At 32.4% G+C, this 17,240-nt stretch carries 16 protein-coding genes; 9 read left to right on the top strand and 7 right to left on the bottom strand.

Annotated elements, in window-relative coordinates; all coding sequences use genetic code 11:
* Nucleotides 1–7 precede the first annotated feature (7 nt).
* Together EDB96_RS03520 and EDB96_RS03515 are read left to right on the top strand one after the other, a co-directional pair.
* Nucleotides 8–589: a tRNA-(ms[2]io[6]A)-hydroxylase gene (locus EDB96_RS03520; protein WP_057117541.1), complete on the top strand. Its 582-nt coding sequence runs from the start codon at nt 8–10 to the stop codon at nt 587–589.
* A 54-nt stretch (nt 590–643) separates the two neighbouring features.
* A complete protein-coding gene (locus EDB96_RS03515; protein ID WP_134139256.1) occupies nt 644–3,403 on the top strand; it encodes an AsmA-like C-terminal region-containing protein in 2,760 nt (919 codons plus the stop codon).
* A 266-nt stretch (nt 3,404–3,669) separates the two neighbouring features.
* Here the strand turns inward: EDB96_RS03515 and rpmA are convergent, their stop codons facing one another.
* Both rpmA and rplU read right to left on the bottom strand, forming a co-directional pair.
* Nucleotides 3,670–3,930: a 50S ribosomal protein L27 gene (rpmA, locus tag EDB96_RS03510; protein ID WP_012023622.1), complete on the bottom strand. Its 261-nt coding sequence runs from the start codon at nt 3,928–3,930 to the stop codon at nt 3,670–3,672.
* Nucleotides 3,931–3,954: 24 nt separating this feature from the next.
* Nucleotides 3,955–4,398, bottom strand: a complete 444-nt coding sequence (rplU, locus tag EDB96_RS03505; RefSeq protein WP_134139255.1) for a 50S ribosomal protein L21 — start codon at nt 4,396–4,398, stop codon at nt 3,955–3,957.
* 273 nt (nt 4,399–4,671) lie between these two features.
* On the opposite strand from rplU, the gene EDB96_RS03500 reads away from it, so the two are divergent.
* Entirely contained in the window at nt 4,672–5,994 is a 1,323-nt protein-coding gene (locus EDB96_RS03500) for a M16 family metallopeptidase (protein WP_134139253.1), read from the top strand.
* Between the two features lie 12 nt (nt 5,995–6,006).
* The gene (locus tag EDB96_RS03495; RefSeq protein ID WP_208326180.1) at nt 6,007–8,055 is read left to right on the top strand and encodes a M16 family metallopeptidase; all 2,049 of its coding nucleotides are present in this window, start codon (nt 6,007–6,009) and stop codon (nt 8,053–8,055) included.
* A 246-nt stretch (nt 8,056–8,301) separates the two neighbouring features.
* On the opposite strand, the gene EDB96_RS03490 is transcribed toward EDB96_RS03495, so the two are convergent.
* Nucleotides 8,302–9,168 carry a DMT family transporter gene (locus EDB96_RS03490; RefSeq protein WP_134139251.1) on the bottom strand — a complete coding sequence of 289 codons (867 nt, stop codon included), beginning with the start codon at nt 9,166–9,168 and terminating at the stop codon, nt 8,302–8,304.
* A gap of 99 nt (nt 9,169–9,267) precedes the next feature.
* Here EDB96_RS03490 and EDB96_RS03485 point away from each other — a divergent pair, with 99 nt between their 5' ends.
* From EDB96_RS03485 to EDB96_RS03475, 3 genes are all read left to right on the top strand, one after another.
* Nucleotides 9,268–9,645 carry a heavy-metal-associated domain-containing protein gene (locus EDB96_RS03485; RefSeq protein ID WP_134139249.1) on the top strand — a complete coding sequence of 126 codons (378 nt, stop codon included), beginning with the start codon at nt 9,268–9,270 and terminating at the stop codon, nt 9,643–9,645.
* Nucleotides 9,646–9,944: 299 nt separating this feature from the next.
* Nucleotides 9,945–10,538 (top strand): hypothetical protein, encoded by a 594-nt coding sequence (locus EDB96_RS03480; RefSeq protein WP_134139247.1) that lies wholly within the window; start codon nt 9,945–9,947, stop codon nt 10,536–10,538.
* Nucleotides 10,539–10,826: 288 nt separating this feature from the next.
* Nucleotides 10,827–11,159 (top strand): hypothetical protein, encoded by a 333-nt coding sequence (locus tag EDB96_RS03475; protein WP_134139245.1) that lies wholly within the window; start codon nt 10,827–10,829, stop codon nt 11,157–11,159.
* A gap of 111 nt (nt 11,160–11,270) precedes the next feature.
* Here EDB96_RS03475 and gldD read toward each other — a convergent pair whose 3' ends face one another.
* Genes gldD through mutY form a run of 4 tightly spaced genes read right to left on the bottom strand, consistent with a single transcriptional unit; the run spans nt 11,271 to nt 14,678 of the window.
* On the bottom strand, nt 11,271–11,831 hold the full coding sequence (gene gldD / locus EDB96_RS03470) for a gliding motility lipoprotein GldD (protein WP_134139244.1): 561 nt from the start codon (nt 11,829–11,831) through the stop codon (nt 11,271–11,273).
* Between the two features lies 1 nt (nt 11,832).
* Nucleotides 11,833–13,128, bottom strand: coding sequence for a gliding motility-associated protein GldE (locus EDB96_RS03465; protein ID WP_134139242.1), 1,296 nt, complete (start codon nt 13,126–13,128; stop codon nt 11,833–11,835).
* Between the two features lie 26 nt (nt 13,129–13,154).
* Nucleotides 13,155–13,595 (bottom strand): single-stranded DNA-binding protein, encoded by a 441-nt coding sequence (locus EDB96_RS03460; RefSeq protein ID WP_057117681.1) that lies wholly within the window; start codon nt 13,593–13,595, stop codon nt 13,155–13,157.
* A gap of 36 nt (nt 13,596–13,631) precedes the next feature.
* Nucleotides 13,632–14,678, bottom strand: a complete 1,047-nt coding sequence (mutY, locus tag EDB96_RS03455; RefSeq protein ID WP_134139240.1) for an A/G-specific adenine glycosylase — start codon at nt 14,676–14,678, stop codon at nt 13,632–13,634.
* Between the two features lie 140 nt (nt 14,679–14,818).
* On the opposite strand from mutY, the gene EDB96_RS03450 reads away from it, so the two are divergent.
* Both EDB96_RS03450 and EDB96_RS03445 read left to right on the top strand, forming a co-directional pair.
* Nucleotides 14,819–15,109, top strand: coding sequence for an HU family DNA-binding protein (locus EDB96_RS03450; protein WP_007805026.1), 291 nt, complete (start codon nt 14,819–14,821; stop codon nt 15,107–15,109).
* A gap of 410 nt (nt 15,110–15,519) precedes the next feature.
* The gene (locus EDB96_RS03445; RefSeq protein ID WP_035645529.1) at nt 15,520–17,064 is read left to right on the top strand and encodes a ribonuclease E/G; all 1,545 of its coding nucleotides are present in this window, start codon (nt 15,520–15,522) and stop codon (nt 17,062–17,064) included.
* Nucleotides 17,065–17,240 lie beyond the last annotated feature (176 nt).

Below are 17,240 nucleotides of genomic sequence, written 5' to 3'. Positions count from 1 at the left end.
GGAAATTATGTTGGGATTAAAATTAGCTACAGACCCTCGCTGGGTAAATATCGTCGAGTCAAACATCGAAGAAATTTTAACGGATCATGCTTGGTGCGAACAAAAAGCAGCTTCAAACGCAATCAGCATTGTTACCTATAACTCTGAATTAGAGGAATTAGTAACCGAAATGCTCGTGATTGCCAGAGAAGAATTAGAACATTTACAAATGGTTCATGATGTGATAAAGAAACGCGGACTTACTTTGGGACGTGAAAGGAAAGACCATTATGTAAATGAACTTTTTAAATTCATGAAAAAAGACGGCAGCCGAAGAGATGCTCTTTGTGATCGATTGTTGTTTTCTGCAATGATTGAAGCTAGAAGCTGTGAGCGTTTTAAAGTACTTTCTGAAAATATTAAAGATGAAGAATTAGCTAAATTCTATCGCGACTTAATGATTTCTGAAGCCGGACATTACACTACTTTTCTAGGTTTTGCCAGAAAATATCAAGACAATATAGACATCGATAAACGATGGAAAGAATGGATTGAATATGAAGGTTCTATTATTACCAATTATGGTAAAAAAGAAACTGTACACGGATAAATCACGCTCTTTTTTTGACCCCATTTTTTTATATCTAAATACCATAAATTCGCTATGCAAAAAAGTAAATCCAGATCAATCGTATTTAAAATTGCGAAGTATTTCGGAATAACTTTCGTCGTTATTTTAGGATTATTATTTTTAACGCCTATCGTTTTTGAGGATCAAATTAAAGAACAGATCAAAAAAACAGCTAACGAAAGATTGAGCGCAGAACTTAATTATTCTGATGTTTCGGTTTCATTTTTTCGTCATTTCCCATCACTAACACTAACTTTAGACGATTTAAGTCTTAATGGATCAGCACCATACAAAAACGAAAAATTCATTACTGCAAAAGAGGTTTCTTTTGGAATAAATGTTGCCAGTTTGATTTTTAGTAAGTCTGTAAAAATCGATCAGATTTATTTATCAGATTCTTTCATCAATGTTAAAGTGAACCCAAACGGAGAAGCGAATTACAACGTTTATAAGTCACAAAAACAATCTACTCAACCAAAAGACAGCTCTGAAGCCGCTTTAAAACTCGAAAGAATTGAGATCTTAAACAGTAAAATTATTTACGACGATAAATCTACAAAAGTACATTTTGATGCTCTTGGATTTAATTATTTAGGAAAAGGAGACTTAAACAAAGCTGTTTTCGATTTATACTCAAAAGCTAAAATTGAAAAATTAAATATCGTTTATGAAGACGAACCTTATTTAATGAATAAAAAAATTGATGCCGATTTAATTACCAAAATAAACATCAACTCTCTTTCTTTCTTTTTCCAGCAAAACAACCTTAAAATCAATCAGCTTTTGGTCGATCTTAAAGGAAAATTTGACATTTTGAAAGATGGTTATAATATGGATTTTGTCATTAAATCCGACAACAGTAATTTATATGACGTATTCACAGCCTTTCCTCCAAAATACATAACATGGCTTTCGCAGACTGAAATAAAAGGAAAAGCAAATCTTCTTTTTACTTTGAAAGGTAAATACATAACCTCACAAAACATTGCACCAGATCTTAATTTAGACATAAAAATAAATGATGGATTTGTGAATTACAACAAAAGTGCCTTTCCTGTTTCAAACTTAAATTTGGACATTAAAACAAAAGTTCCGTCTCTCAATCCCGATTTAGTAATTGTTGATGCTAAAAACCTTTCTTTAAACATCAATCAAGATTATTTAAAATCAAAGTTTTTGGTTAAAGGCGTGAACACACCAGATATTAACGGGCAATTTAATGCTAAAATCGATTTAGAAAAATTAACCAGAGCGCTTGGAATTCCTAACATTCAACTAAAAGGAGCTTTAGTAAGCGATGCAAAAGTTAACGGGGTCTTTGATCAAAAAAACAAACACTTTCCGATTACAAACGGTAAAATAGATTTGAAAAATGGCTATTTAAAAACGCCATATTATCCAAATCCAATTACCAATATTACGATTAACTCTAAAATTGAAAATCAAAAAGGTACTTTTCAAGATTTAAAAGTGAATTTAAAACCAGTTCAATTTACGTTTGAAGGCAAACCTGTTTTCGTTCAGGCTGACTTAAGTAATTTTGATGATTTGACTTATGATGTAAAAGCAAAAGGCGAATTAGACGTAAATCGCATCTATAAAGTCTTCTCGCAGAAAGGACTTGACCTAGATGGTTTTGTAAAAGCCGATTTGGTTTTGAAAGGAAAACAAAGCGACGCTGAAAAAGGAAATTACAGCAAATTACACAATAAAGGAACTCTTGAATTAAGAAATATCGGAATTGCTTCAGAATATCTTCCAAAGAAATTTATTATCAAAGAAGGCATTTTCAAAATCAATCAAGATAAAATGTCATTTAATAATTTCTTAGCTGCTTACGGACAGTCTGATTTTAAAATGAATGGGTATCTTCAGAACGTTTTCAATTACGCTACAACAAATACAGGCATCTTAAGAGGTTCTTTTAAAGTTACAGCACGATACATCAATGTTGATGAATTTATGTCTGCTACAGATCCAAATACTTCTGTAGCGCAAAATCCTGCACCTAAAACAGAAACAAAACCAGCAGCAAATAAACAGACTGGCGTAATCATTATTCCAACAAATCTAAACTTACAATTATTCGCAAGTGCCGAAAAGGTAAATTTTGACAAGTTGAATCTTCAAAATGCAGCTGGAAATTTAAGCATGAAAAATGGTAAATTAACCATGCAGAATACTGGTTTCAACTTAATTGGATGCAATGTTTCTATGAATGCCAATTATCAAGCGGTAACGCCTCAAAAAGCAAATTTTGACTATTCTATTAAAGCTGCTGATTTTGATATTAAAAGAGCTTATAATGAAGTAGAAGTTTTTAGAAAAATGGCCAGCGCAGCAGAAAAAGCACAAGGAATTGTTTCTTTAGATTATCAGCTAAAAGGCCGTTTAAACGGAAATATGGCGCCTGTTTATCCTTCACTTGTTGGTGGCGGAACACTTTCTGTAAAAGATGTAAAAGTACGAGGTCTTAAAATGTTTAATGCCGTAAGCAAACAAACCAACTCGGAATCTATGAAGAATCCGGATGTTTCAAAAGTTGACATTAAAACTACCGTTAAAAACAATATCATAACCGTAGAACGTTTTAAATTTAAGTTTGCCGGCTTTCGACCAAGAATTGAAGGAACAACAAGTTTAGACGGAAAAATGAATTTAAAAATGCGTTTAGGACTACCTCCTTTTGGCATATTTGGAATTCCCTTAACCGTTACTGGAACACAGGACAATCCTAAAGTAAAAGTGGGAAGAAAAACTGAAGACCTGGAAGAAACTAAGGATACTGAATAATAAATTCCAATTTAAAAATTCCAAATTCCAATTTAAAAAAATACCCTATAGCCTTTGTCAAAGTTTAAAACTTTGACAAAGGTTTTTTTTTCGCTGCATTGTCATTGCGAGGAACGAAGCAAACACACTCATACTAATTGATTTTGCACATGAGATTGCTTCGTTCCTCGCAATGACCAATCTTTGTCGAGTTCACGGGAACAAATATTAAAAACAAAAAACCCGTTCATTTCTGAACGGGTTTTGTAAAAAGTAATCTTTGATTATTATGCCTCGAAAGGAATAATAGATACATAAGATTTGTTATCTCTTTTCTTTTGGAACTTAACAACTCCAGCAACTCTTGCGTGAAGAGTGTGATCTTTACTAATGTAAACGTTTTCACCTGGATTGTGTTTTGAACCTCTTTGTCTAACGATGATGTTTCCAGCAATAGCAGCTTGACCACCATAAATCTTAACGCCTAGACGTTTTGATTCTGATTCTCTACCATTCTTCGAACTACCGACACCTTTCTTGTGAGCCATGACGTATGAGTTTAAATATTGTTATTATTCTTTAATAGCTTCTTTTTTTGCTTTTGGAGCTGCTGCTTTTTTTGCTTTTGGAGCTGCTTCAACTTCAGTTGCTGGTGCATCTTCTGCTACAACCGCTTTTTTAGCTGCTGCTTTTTTAGTTCCACCTGCTGCAGTAATACCTTCAATTACAATTTGTGTAAGATATTGTCTGTGACCATTTCTCTTTTTGTATCCTTTTCTTCTTTTCTTTTTGAAAACGATAACTTTATCACCTTTTAAGTGTTGTAACACTTTAGCTTCTACTGAAGCACCTTCTATAGCTGGGGCGCCTAAAGTTACGCTTCCGTTATCGTCTAATAAAAGAACTTTGTCAAATGAAACACTTGATCCTTCTTCGTTAGACAAACGGTGAACATAAACCTTTAAGTCTTTGCTTACTTTAAATTGTTGCCCTGCTATCTCTACGATTGCATACATACCAAATTGATTTATTGATTTTTAAGGTTGCAAATATACAATTAAAAATTTATTGTGCAATCTCTAAAAGCAAAAATATTTTCAACCCAAAAAGCACTGTATTTCAAGTACTTTAAATCAAAAAATAGATTTTATTTAAAGTAAAAGATTGTTAAAATAGCCGTAAATTAAAAACAAATCTTTAATTGATAATTAAAAAAAACTATTTTTGATGTAACTAAAATCAACTCTGGTCTACCTACTCTTGTTTGATATATAAAATTATTAATCTTTATGAAAAAATCAATAATGATGTTAAGTGCTGCATTAATGCTCGGCGGAGTGGCTCATGCTCAAAAAGTAGCTTTTGAAGAATACAATCTAGATAATGGGCTGCATGTTATTTTACACAACGATCCTTCTGCTCCAGTTGTTATCACATCGGTAATGTATCATGTGGGGTCAAAAGATGAACGTCCGGACAGAACGGGATTTGCACACTTTTTTGAGCATTTATTATTTGAAGGAACTCAAAATATTAAACGCGGTGAATGGATGAAAATTGTTACCGCAAATGGCGGCGTTAATAATGCCAACACATCTGATGACAGAACGTATTATTATGAAGTTTTTCCTTCTAACAGTTTAGAACTTGGTTTATGGATGGAATCTGAAAGATTAATGCATCCTATTATTAATAAGATTGGTGTTGAAACTCAGAACGAAGTTGTAAAAGAAGAAAAAAGAATGCGTTACGACAATCAGCCGTATGGGAACATTCTGCCTGAGGTTAAAAAGAACATGTTCAAAAAACATCCTTACAGATGGACAACTATTGGATCTATGCAAGATCTAGACGCCGCAACTCTAGAGGAATTTCAGGCTTTTAATAAAAAATTCTACACTCCAAATAATGCCGTTTTGGTTGTTGCTGGAGATTTTGATAAAACAAAAACAAAAGAATGGATTCAGAAATATTTTGGACCAATTCAAAGAGGAGAAGAAGTTAAAAAGCAAACTTATATCGAAGACCCAATTACACAGCCAATTAAAGCTACTTATGAAGATCCAAACATTCAGATTCCGATGATTGTTGCTTCGTACAGAACACCTTCGATGAAAACTAGAGATGCTCGAGTTTTAGACTTAATTTCTTCTTATTTAAGTGACGGAAAAAGCTCTAAATTGTATAAGAAGATTGTTGATGACAAAAAGATGGCTTTACAGATTGGCGCTGTAGGATTTAGTCAGGAAGATTATGGAATGTATATTTTGTACGGTTTACCAATGGCTCCAAATACAACTGCAGATATCTTAAAAGAAATGGACGAGGAAATTGTAAAAATTCAAACCGATCTTATTTCTGAAAAAGATTATGAAAAATTACAAAACAAATTCGATAATAACTATGTAAATGCAAATTCTAGCGTAGAAGGAATTGCAGAAAATCTTGCTTCTTATTATTTGCTTTATGGCGATGTGAATTTAATTAATACTGAAATCGACATTTACCATTCTATTACGAGAGAAGAAATTAGAGAGGTTGCCAAGAAATATTTAAATCCAAATCAACGCTTAATTCTAGATTATATTCCTACCCCTAAATCTCAAAACTAAGAATATCGAATCATGAAAAAAATATATACTTTTTTAATCCTTTTATTCCTAACTGGAATTATGCAAGCACAAGATCGTCCACAACCCAAACCAGGCAATGCGCCAGTAGTCAATATCAAAAAACCGCAAACCTTTGTTTTAGCAAATGGCATGAAAGTTTTGATAGTTGAAAACCATAAATTACCTCGGGTGAGTTTTACGCTTACTCTAGATAATGCGCCATTTACTGAAGGCAATAAAAAAGGAGTTGATGAATTAACAAGCAGTTTAATCGGAAACGGGACTAAAAAAACAACAAAAGAAGCTTTTAATGAAGAAATTGACTTTTACGGAGCAAGTATAAACTTTACTTCGCAAGGTGCTTATGCAAGCTCATTATCAAAATATTCTGGACGCGTTTTAGAGCTTTTGGCCGAAGGTGCATTACAACCCAATTTTACACAAACAGAATTCGATAAAGAAAAAGCAAAACTACTTGAAGGCCTTAAAGCAGACGAAAAAAGTGTTCCTGCAATTTCTAACCGAGTTGTTGATGTTTTAGCCTTTGGAAAAAATCATCCTACAGGAGAATATCTTTCTGAAGAAACTGTAAAAAATGTAACTCTTGCAGATGTTCAAAATAACTATAGTACATATTTTGTTCCAGAAAATGCTTATTTAGTTGTTATTGGAGATGTCAAATTCAAAGAAACAAAAGCAGCGGTAGAAAAATTGTTTAGCGGATGGAAAAAACAAAACGCTCCAAAAAACAATTACCCTGATCCTGTAAATCCTTCAAAACTACAAATTGATTTTGTAGATGTTCCAAATGCTGTTCAATCTGAAATCTCATTAGTTAACACTCTTAATTTAAGAATGAGCGATCCAGATTTTTTCCCTGCTGTTATTGCAAATCAAATTTTAGGAGGTGATTTCAACAGTTATTTGAACATGAATTTACGCGAGCAGCACGCTTGGACATACGGAGCAAACTCAAGTATTGGAAGCGGAAAATATGTAACTAAATTCAAAGCATCGTCTGCAGTTAGAAACACCGTTACAGACAGCGCTGTTGTTCAATTTATTAAAGAAATAAAAAGAATACGTTCTGAAAGAGTTGATCCAGAAGTATTAAGAAATGTAAAAGCAGGATATATAGGAAGATTTGTAATGCAGGTTGAAAAACCGCAGGCTGTTGCCCGTTATGCTTTAAACATTGAAACAGAAAAACTTCCAGCTGATTTCTATGAAAAATATATCCAAACAATTAACAATGTTACGGCCGACGATATTTATCGCGTTGCAAACAAATATTTTCTACTAGACAATATGCGTATTGTAATTGTTGGGAAAGGCTCTGATGTAATTTCGAGTTTAGAAAAATTACAAATTCCGATCTTCTATTATGATAGATTTGGAACTCCAATCGAAAAACCTTCTGTAAAAAAAGAAGCTCCAAAAGATATAACAGCAAAAACAGTTTTTGAAAATTACATTAAAGCAATTGGAGGAGAAAAAGCTGTTACTTCTGTAAAAACACTTTTTATGAATGGTTCTACAACTATTCCGCAAGCTTCTACTCCATTGACTTTTATTTCAAAATTAGATTCAAAAGGAAAAATGATGGTTTCGCTTTCAATGGGAACCATGAATTTAATGAAACAAGTTGTAAACGAAAAAGGCGCTTATGTTGAACAACAAGGACAAAGAAAAAATCTGGAAGGCAAAGATTTAGCCGACATGAAAGCTAATGCAGCTCCTTTTGAAGAATTACAGCTCGTAAAAAGAACTGATTTAAAAGTTGAGGGAATTGAACCAATCAACGGAAGTGATGCTTATGTAATTAAAGACGGGCAAACAACTTATTACTATGATGTTAAATCAGGTTTAAAAACGGCAGAATCTAAAATTCGTGAACAAGGCGGTAAATCAGCAGCGCAAATCACTAATTTTAACGATTACAGAGAAGTAAAAGGAGTTAAAGTTCCTTATAATTTAGTCCAAAATGTTGGCTTTGAATTAGACATTAAAATGTCTGATATCAAAATTAACGAAGGAGTTTCTGAAGCAGATTTTTTGTAGTAGAGGTTGAAAGCTACAAAGGCTCAAAGGAACAAAGGTTTTGAGCTACTAAGTCACTTAGGTTATAAGATTTTTTAAGGGCTTTGTCAAAGTTAGAAACTTTGACAAAGCTTTTTTTTATTCATCACGTTTGTCAAGCTGAGCGGAGTTGAAGCCATTTACGCTCTTCGACTTCGCTGAGAGCGACAGACTAAACTTCAATACATTTTACATTTTACAAATAACTTTTCACTCATAACTCAAAAATCACTTTTTAGCCGACAAATAAACTCCAATCAAAATAATAAATGCACCAAAAAACTGAATCGGAGTCAGCATTTCGTTATCTAATAATCCCCAGAAAAAAGCGACTATCGGAATTAAATAAGTTACCGATGTTGCAAATACAGGCGATGACATTTGAATCAATTTAAAGAAAAGGATATTCGCAATTCCAGTTCCTAAAACACCCAGAATCATTATAAAAAATATCGAATGCTGGGTCTCTGCCAAATGTATTTTTTGACTGATATCGGTTGTGCTTAAGATAATTAATGCCGGTAGAAAGAGAACGGCAAAATTCCCAGTTGTAATGCTTATGGAATTCAAATCGTGTAAATATTTTTTAATCAAATTGACGTTGATTGCGTAACTCAAAGTTGCGATAACTACCAATAAAACACACACATAATTCTGGCCTGACTGCGCAGAATCTCCAGTTAAAACCAAAAGCAGACAGCCTACAAGCCCCACAAAAACCCCTAAAACTTGTCTTTTTTGAAACTGAATTCCGAAAGCAATTATTCCTAAAACTAAAGTATTTAAAGGAGTAAGCGAATTTAAAATAGCAACTATTGAACTATCGACTTGAGTTTCTGCAATAGCAAAAAGATAAGCCGGCATAAAAGTTCCGAAAAGCGAAGTTACTGCAACAAACTTCCATTGACGGCGAGAGATTTTTTTTAAACTGTTAAAACCTATAATCAGTAAAAATAAAGCAGCAAAAATAATTCGGAATGATCCGACTTGAATCGCAGTCAAACCAACTAGTCCTCTTTTTATTAAAATAAAGGAGCTTCCCCAAATAAGAGAAAGAATCAATAAATATATCCACTTTAACTGCTTTGTATCCATAAATCGCATTTTACTGCAAATTTGTAATAATTTTGCGAACTAACCTTTGTCTTTTTATTAATTTTGCAAAAAAGAAATCGCAATTTAAATTTATATATAATGAAAATTTCAAGAATTTTAATCGCCGCAACAATTGCCGGTTTAGCATTTGTTAGTTGTAAAAAAGAAGAAGATAAAAGTCTTCAAGTTGTAAACGCAGAAAAAAGCGCTCCAAAAGAACACAAACCAATTGCTCCTGAAAATTTACAAACAGCAAGTTTTACAATAGAAGGAATGACGTGTGCTGTTGGATGCGCTAAAACAATAGAAGAAGAATTAGCAAATCTTGACGGAGTTGATAAAGCTTCTGTAGATTTCGATAAAAAAACAGCAACAGTAAGTTTTGATAAAACCATTCAAAATCCTGAATCTTTAACTAAAGTTGTTCAAGATACTGGAGACGGAAAAACATATAAAGTTTCGAATTTTAAGTCTTAAATTATAAATATGACAATTAAAAAAGGCGCTCACATTTGAGCGCTTTTTTCATATATATTTTTTAAGAAATACTTTAATTCACTAGCGTGACGCTCGCGCCAGCAAGAGGGGTCGATATGAGTTTGTAAACAAATATCCTGTGGCTGGCTGGAATAATCCAGTAAATTTACATGATTGGTATGAACATCAAATGATTTATGAAATGCAAATGAAAAGTCTTAACTTTAGATTTGTAACTGATCCATATCGTACCCACGTAATAGAATCTTATAATGCTTTTAAAAATAAAGTAAATTTATATGATCAAAAAAAATAAGTTAATTATTATCGCTTTGATATTTTTGTTTTATAGTTGCAAGAATAAAAAAACAACAAATGAAATAGAAATTGTTTTAACAAAATATAGTATATACTTAAAAAGCTCTTCAGATTCCGATTCTGATTTACCTCCATACTATGATATAGCTTTTGATTTAAAAAACAATTCAGAACAAGACTTGGTTTTTATATCTCAAGCAAACAAATATGATAAAACTAAGTCAAGTTTATATTTATTAGATACTCTACAAAATACAATAATACCTATTTATTCTGGTTCAAGAAGTATTGTAAAACATAATAGTTCTTGCGAAATTGATGCAAGTATTAATATCAGAGATTACAAAAAATATTTTAATTTAAAAGATACTTTTTTTAATAAATTTGATTACACATCAGACAAATTACTGCTTGATAAGATATTTCTCGATATGATGAATCGATCAGTAATATTTTATAAACAAGATTCTTCTGATGTTGAACAATATAAAATGTTAAACAAAAATGTAATCCCTCTAAAAAAAGATAAAATAATTAAAATTCGAAAAGATTGCTTATTGTATAAACCTCAATAGAAATTTATGAGCAAATTAAACTATGTTTCAATCCTAAAAAATTAGATTAGATATTTACACTAAATTCTAATTAATAATCAAAAAAAGCGCTTAAATTTGAGCGCTTTTTTCATATATATTTGTTAAGAAATGCTTTAATTCACGAGCGTGACGCTCGCGCCAGCAAGGGGGATTTATGAATATCACTGTTAATTCTGGAGGAGGTTTAGATGTTGGAATTACTTAGCAGAGATTCAAGGAAATTATAATTACACACCTATTGTCGTTCCTTTACTAAAACTATAGCTTATGAAAACTAAAACATTTTTCAGATACGCCATTTTTATAACATTTTCATTTATTATAGGCTACTTTATATTTAAAGCTAAAAGTAATTCTGAACATTTCGTGAAAAATAAAATTAATTCTAAAATTATACGAATTTATAATTATGAAAATAAAACTTTAGAATTTTACTACGATGAAAAATATTGCATTACGACAACCGATACAAAAGGAGATACTTTAATTATTGGAGATTCGATCAATAAAGAAAAAAACACTTCTAAGTTTAAAATTTTCAGAAAAAACAAATTTGGCAACTACGAATATTTTGATGAATATCAAATTTCAGGTTTATAAAAAACATTTAAAAGTTACTAAGTTCTCTATAACAACAAAGTTCCATATTATTTTTTTTAACATTAAATCGTAACAAAAAAGGAATCCAAATGGATTCCTTTTTATTATGAATTATTTCCACTTCAACGTTTCCATCAGACGCTGCATGTCGTTTTTAACATAACTCGCGGCAGGCATAATAGAGTCAAAGTTTGGTTTTGCGTAAAAATAAACCGAACCTATTAAAAAGTGTCTGGTGCTGTCTGTAACGTAGAATTGCGAATTAGTCGCTGCATTTCCATCAACTTGATAAAACATTCCATAAACCTTCTTTTGCGGATTTATATAAGGTTGTTCTAAAATATCGTCGGCTTTAATTACGTGTTCGTAAGTCAGTTTTTGGGCGTCACGTAACAGCTTATCAATATTGCCATTTACAGGCTTATATGTCAAATAGATAGTCGCTTTCATTTTTGGATAAGTAATCGCAAAACCGCAATCTTTTTCACCTTTTATAACGGCGTCTTCATTCATTTGAAAAGCAAACGGGCAGTTGTTCTCAAAATTCACATATTTTGCTTCTGCATAATCTAATCGCAAAAAACTAGCTGGTTTTGGCAAAACATCTTTTTTACAGCTTAAAACCGTTAGTGCAAGCAAAATTGCAGTTATTGAAAGTATTCTATTAGGCATTTTAATTTATTGTTACTTTAATTTGTTTTACACGCTTTTTATCAACTGTTTCTATTGTGAAAATACAGTTTTCAAAAGGTACTTTTTGATCTTTTTTCGGAAAATTACCTAAAATCTCTAAGATAAATCCAGCCAATGTCTCTGCTTCTCCTTTATGAGATTCAAAAACATCTTCGTCAACATTTACAATTCTATAGAAATCTTTCAGATTTATTTTTCCTTCAAAAAGAAAGTTATTTTCATCAATCTGTGAGAAGTTCAGATTTTCATCATCAAACTCGTCGCTGATATCTCCAACTATTTCCTCGATTACATCTTCTAGAGAAACTAATCCTGAAGTTCCTCCATATTCGTCGACCACAATTGCTAAATGACTTTTCAAACTCTGAAAATCTTTTAAAAGATTGTCAAGCTTTTTATTCTCAGGAACAAAAAAGGCTTCTCGAATCAATGAATTCCAGTTAAATTCTTCTTTATCAATATGAGGCAGTAAATCTTTTACGAAAAGCACTCCTTCTATCTGATCAATATTATCACGATAAATCGGAATTCTCGAAAATCCTTTTTCAATTATTTTAGGATAAATAGACGCAAAAGATTCTGATATTTCTAATGCAAAAATATCAATTCTCGGACTCATTACCTGTTTTGTATCAGTATTTCCAAAAGAAACAATTCCTTCTAAAATTTTTTGTTCTTCGGTTGAAGTTCCTTCTGAATCTGTCAGTTCCAAAGCCTGCGAAAGCTGATTAATCGAAAAACTATTCTTTTGTTTTCCCAATTTATTCTGCAAATATATAGTAAGAGCACGCATTGGCAAACTGATAGGAGATAGTATCTTATCTAAAAAAGCCAGCGGATATGCCACTCGTTTAGCAAAACGCACACTGTTTCTGCTCGCATAAACTTTAGGAAGTACTTCGCCAAATAATAAGATAAAAAAGGTGACTAAAACTACCTCGAGTGTAAATTTAAAAGCAGGTGAACTTATAGTAGAAAAGATATTCTGTCCGATATATGCAAATAAGATAACAACACCTATATTGAAAAAGTTATTGGCAACCAGTAATGTAGCCAGGAGTTTTTTCGGCTTATCTAATAGGTTTGAGATAATTTTACCTTTTGCCTGATTATCATTTAGGGTATCATCGATTTCTTGCTGTGATAGAGAAAAGAGAGCTACTTCAGCACCTGAAACTATTGCTGAAAGAAACAACAAAATAAATATTCCGACGAAACCAATAATTAAATTAGCGTCTAGATTTGTTGTAAAAAATAAACTGGGCTCCGGGTCCAAATTGCAAAAAATTAGTTAAACATCCTTTAGAAAGGCAGATCATTAATAGGAAGCCCTTCATTAGCAGCATCAAAGTTAGTATTTTTTGTTGATTCTGCATCTTGATTTTGTTTTGTATGCGCAGTTTCTTTTTTGGTAGTCAGAAAAGTAAATTCCGTCACTTGAATCTCTGTGGTATATTTGGTAGTTCCGTCTTCTGCCTGCCACTGACGAGATTTTATTCTTCCTTCAACATATATCTTATCTCCTTTAGAAAGATATTTTTCGCAAATTTCTGCGGCTTTATTACGTACAACCAAGTTATGCCACTCTGTAGAAGTGATCTTTTCGTTGGTTGTTTTATTGATATAAACTTCATTGGTAGCCAGCTGAAAACGTCCGATGCAATTTCCGCCATCAAAATAATGCATCTTCACATCATCGCCTAAATGGCCAATGAGCATCACTTTATTTAATGTTCCGTTCATAGTTTTTGGTGGTATTTCTACCAAAGATACATTTTTTTAGCAAATTATTTCCTGCTTTTCTATAAATTTATAAATCACAATTGGAAAAGGAAAAGTTTTTAATTTTTCAGGATCAACTCCATTTTCTATTTTCTCTTTTACCTTAATTTTCCAAAACTGTATATGAAGATGCTGATGCGAAAGTTTATGTATTAATGTTGATTCTGCACAATCTTCTATACCTATAATGGTATAAGAAGGAAACATTTCTTCTTTTGCGATTTTTGAAACTACATCAAAATCTACTATAGACTCAGTCTCTAAGAGTGGAAACTCGTATAAATTATGCCAAATACCCTTATCAGTTCTTTTTTGAATAAGTGTATTTCCTATAGCATCTTCCAATATCAAATAATTAAAATAACGATTTGACACTTTTATTTTTTTTGATTTTACAGGAAGTTGATTTACTTTTCCCTTTTGCAAAGCAAGACAGCTATCACTAAAAACACAAATCGAGCAATTTGGACTTTTCGGCACACATTGAAGCGCACCAAATTCCATAATCGCTTGATTGAATATGGCTGGATTATCTTTAGGCATTAATTCTTGCGCCAAAGCAGCAAACTCTTTTTTGGCACCGGGATTGGCAATATCGGTTTCAATATCAAAATAGCGCGACAAAACACGGAACACATTTCCGTCTACAACAGGAACCGATTCATTATAAGAGAAAGATGCAATTGCAGCCGCTGTATATTCGCCAACACCTTTAAGCTTTAAAAGATCTTTATACGAATCTGGAAAAATGCCTTTTAAATCATTACTTATATATTGAGCCGTTTTATGAAGATTACGAGCCCTAGAATAATACCCTAAACCCTGCCAAAGCTTTAAAACTTTTTCTTCTGAGGCATCTGCCAAATCTTTTACAGTAGGAAATTCCTTGGTAAATGCAAAAAAATAAGGCATTCCTTGAGCAACTCGCGTCTGCTGAAGCATAATTTCTGAGAGCCAAATTTGGTACGGATCGACCGTTTTTCGCCATGGTAAATCACGCTTGTTTTGTAAATACCATTTTATCAATATGTTAGAAAAATCCATTGCAAAATACTTAGATTACAAAAGTAAATGTTTATGTAATTAAAATTTAACGAATTAGCTTGATTAATTATTTTTTTAATTCCTATATTTGCAAACTCAAAAAAATAGTACACCATTTATAAAATAAAATAGGAAAGAAAATGACGAAAGCAGATATCGTAGCGAAGATTTCAGAGAAACTAGGTCTTGAAAAAGGAGATGTTCAAGCAACAGTAGAAACTTTTATGGAAGAAGTTAAAACTTCTTTAGAAACTGGAGACAATGTTTACCTAAGAGGTTTTGGTAGTTTTATTGTAAAAACTAGAGCTGAAAAGACTGGAAGAAACATTTCTAAAAACACAACAATTAAAATTCCAGCACACAACATTCCTGCGTTTAAACCTGCGAAAGTATTTGTAGAAGGAGTTAAAACAAACAACGAAGCAAAATAATATTAATTAACATAAATCAGACACGATATGCCAAGTGGTAAAAAAAGAAAGAGACATAAGGTAGCTACTCACAAACGTAAGAAAAGAGCGAGAGCTAACCGCCACAAAAAGAAAAAGTAGTTTTAAACTACTTTTTTCTTTTTAAACGTTCATTGAAATTTGGGAAATTTCAAAAATTCCAAAAAATAAAATCCAAAATCCAAAAATTAAGAAATCAATATTGATTCAATTGGAATTTGGAATTTAAAAATTGAAATTTAAACTTTCCCTCCCGGGTTCAATACCTGTTAAAATATTGTTTAATCCATCTGTAGATAAGATTTTAGATCTTAGATTTTAGATTTTAGACGCAAGTCTATACTCTTCTCTCTATATTCTATTTTCTGAAAAAACAGATAAAAATTTACAGTGTGAATAAAGAATTAATCATTAGATCTAGTTCTGAAGCCGTAGATTTTGCCTTATTAAAAGATGGAAAACTAATTGAATTACACAAAGAAGAAGAAAAAAGCAACTTTCAGGTTGGTGATATTTTTATTGCCAAAATCAGAAAACCAGTTGCTGGACTTAACGCTGCTTTTGTAAATGTCGGTTTCGAAAAAGATGCCTTTTTACATTATCACGATTTAGGTCCAAACTTAGCTTCCCAACTGAAATTCATAAAACTTGTAAGCGCAGGTAAAATAAAAGATTTCTCCCTAAAAACCTTTCAGTTTGAAAAAGAGATTGACAAAGATGGCATCATTACTGATATTTTAAGTGCCAATCAATCTGTTTTAGTTCAAGTAGTTAAAGAACCTATATCTACCAAAGGCCCAAGAATAAGTGCTGAGCTTTCATTGGCTGGAAGATTTATCGTTCTAGTTCCTTTTTCTGATAGAGTTTCTATTTCTCAAAAAATAGAAGACAAAAAAGAAAAGGATCGTCTAAAAAAACTTGTTCTATCGATCAAACCTAAAGGATTTGGTGTTATTGTTCGTACAGTAGCCGAAGGCAAAAACGTAGCCGAATTAGAAAAAGATTTGCAGAACCTGCTTGGCAGATGGTCTGCAATGTGTAAAAAATTACCAACTGCTCATCATCCATCAAAAGTATTAGGAGAGCTTAACAGAGCTTCTTCAATATTAAGAGATGTATTTAATGATACCTTCAGCGGTATTCAAATAGATGACGAAGAGTTGTACCATCAAACGAAGGAATATCTGCAAGAAATTGCACCTTCAAAACAATCGATTGTAAAGTTTTATCAATCAAATGATACTCCAATTTTCGAGAAATACAATATAGAGAGACAAATCAAAACTTCTTTTGGCAGAACTGTTTCCATGAGTAAAGGTGCTTACCTTATTATTGAACACACTGAAGCTCTTCACGTTATAGACGTAAACAGCGGAAACCGTTCAAACAAAGCAACCAACCAAGAAGACACGGCCATGGAGGTAAATATGATTGCTGCAGCAGAAATCGCAAGACAACTTCGTCTGCGTGATATGGGCGGAATAATCGTAGTTGATTTTATCGATATGTCTAATCCTGAAAATAGGAAAGTTTTGTTCGACTTCTTGCGAGAAGAAATGAGCGACGATAAAGCAAAGCATAAAATATTACCGCCGAGTAAATTTGGTTTAGTCCAGATTACAAGACAGCGAGTAAGACCAGAAGTTAATATAAAAACTAGAGAAGAGGATCCAAATAAAGTAAATGGTGAAATTGAAGCACCAATATTAATAATTGACAAGATCACTTCTGATTTAGAAAGACTTCTAAAAACCCACAATAAAGTTGTACTCAACACACATCCGTTTGTGGCTGCATACCTCAGCAAAGGTTTTCCATCATTACGTTCAAAATGGTTTTTTGAACATAAGAAATGGGTGAAAATCATACCTCGTGACGCTTACACGTACTTAGAATACCATTTCTATGATAAAAAAGGAAATGTTATTTCAGAATAAAAATCAAAACCGCCCCGATGCATCGGGGCGGTTTTTTTATGCATCATTGCGAGGAACGAAGCAATATCACTTAGTCATTATACCTAGAATGTCACCCTGAGCGATCCCGAGGCTTCGGGAGAAGGGCACTCCAATTGGCACGCAGGCTTCGACTTCGCTCAGCCTGACATACAATA

It is taken from the genome of Flavobacterium sp. S87F.05.LMB.W.Kidney.N, from assembly GCF_004366435.1.
Lineage (GTDB): Bacteria > Bacteroidota > Bacteroidia > Flavobacteriales > Flavobacteriaceae > Flavobacterium.
This window is presented reverse-complemented; position numbering and strand designations above follow the sequence as displayed.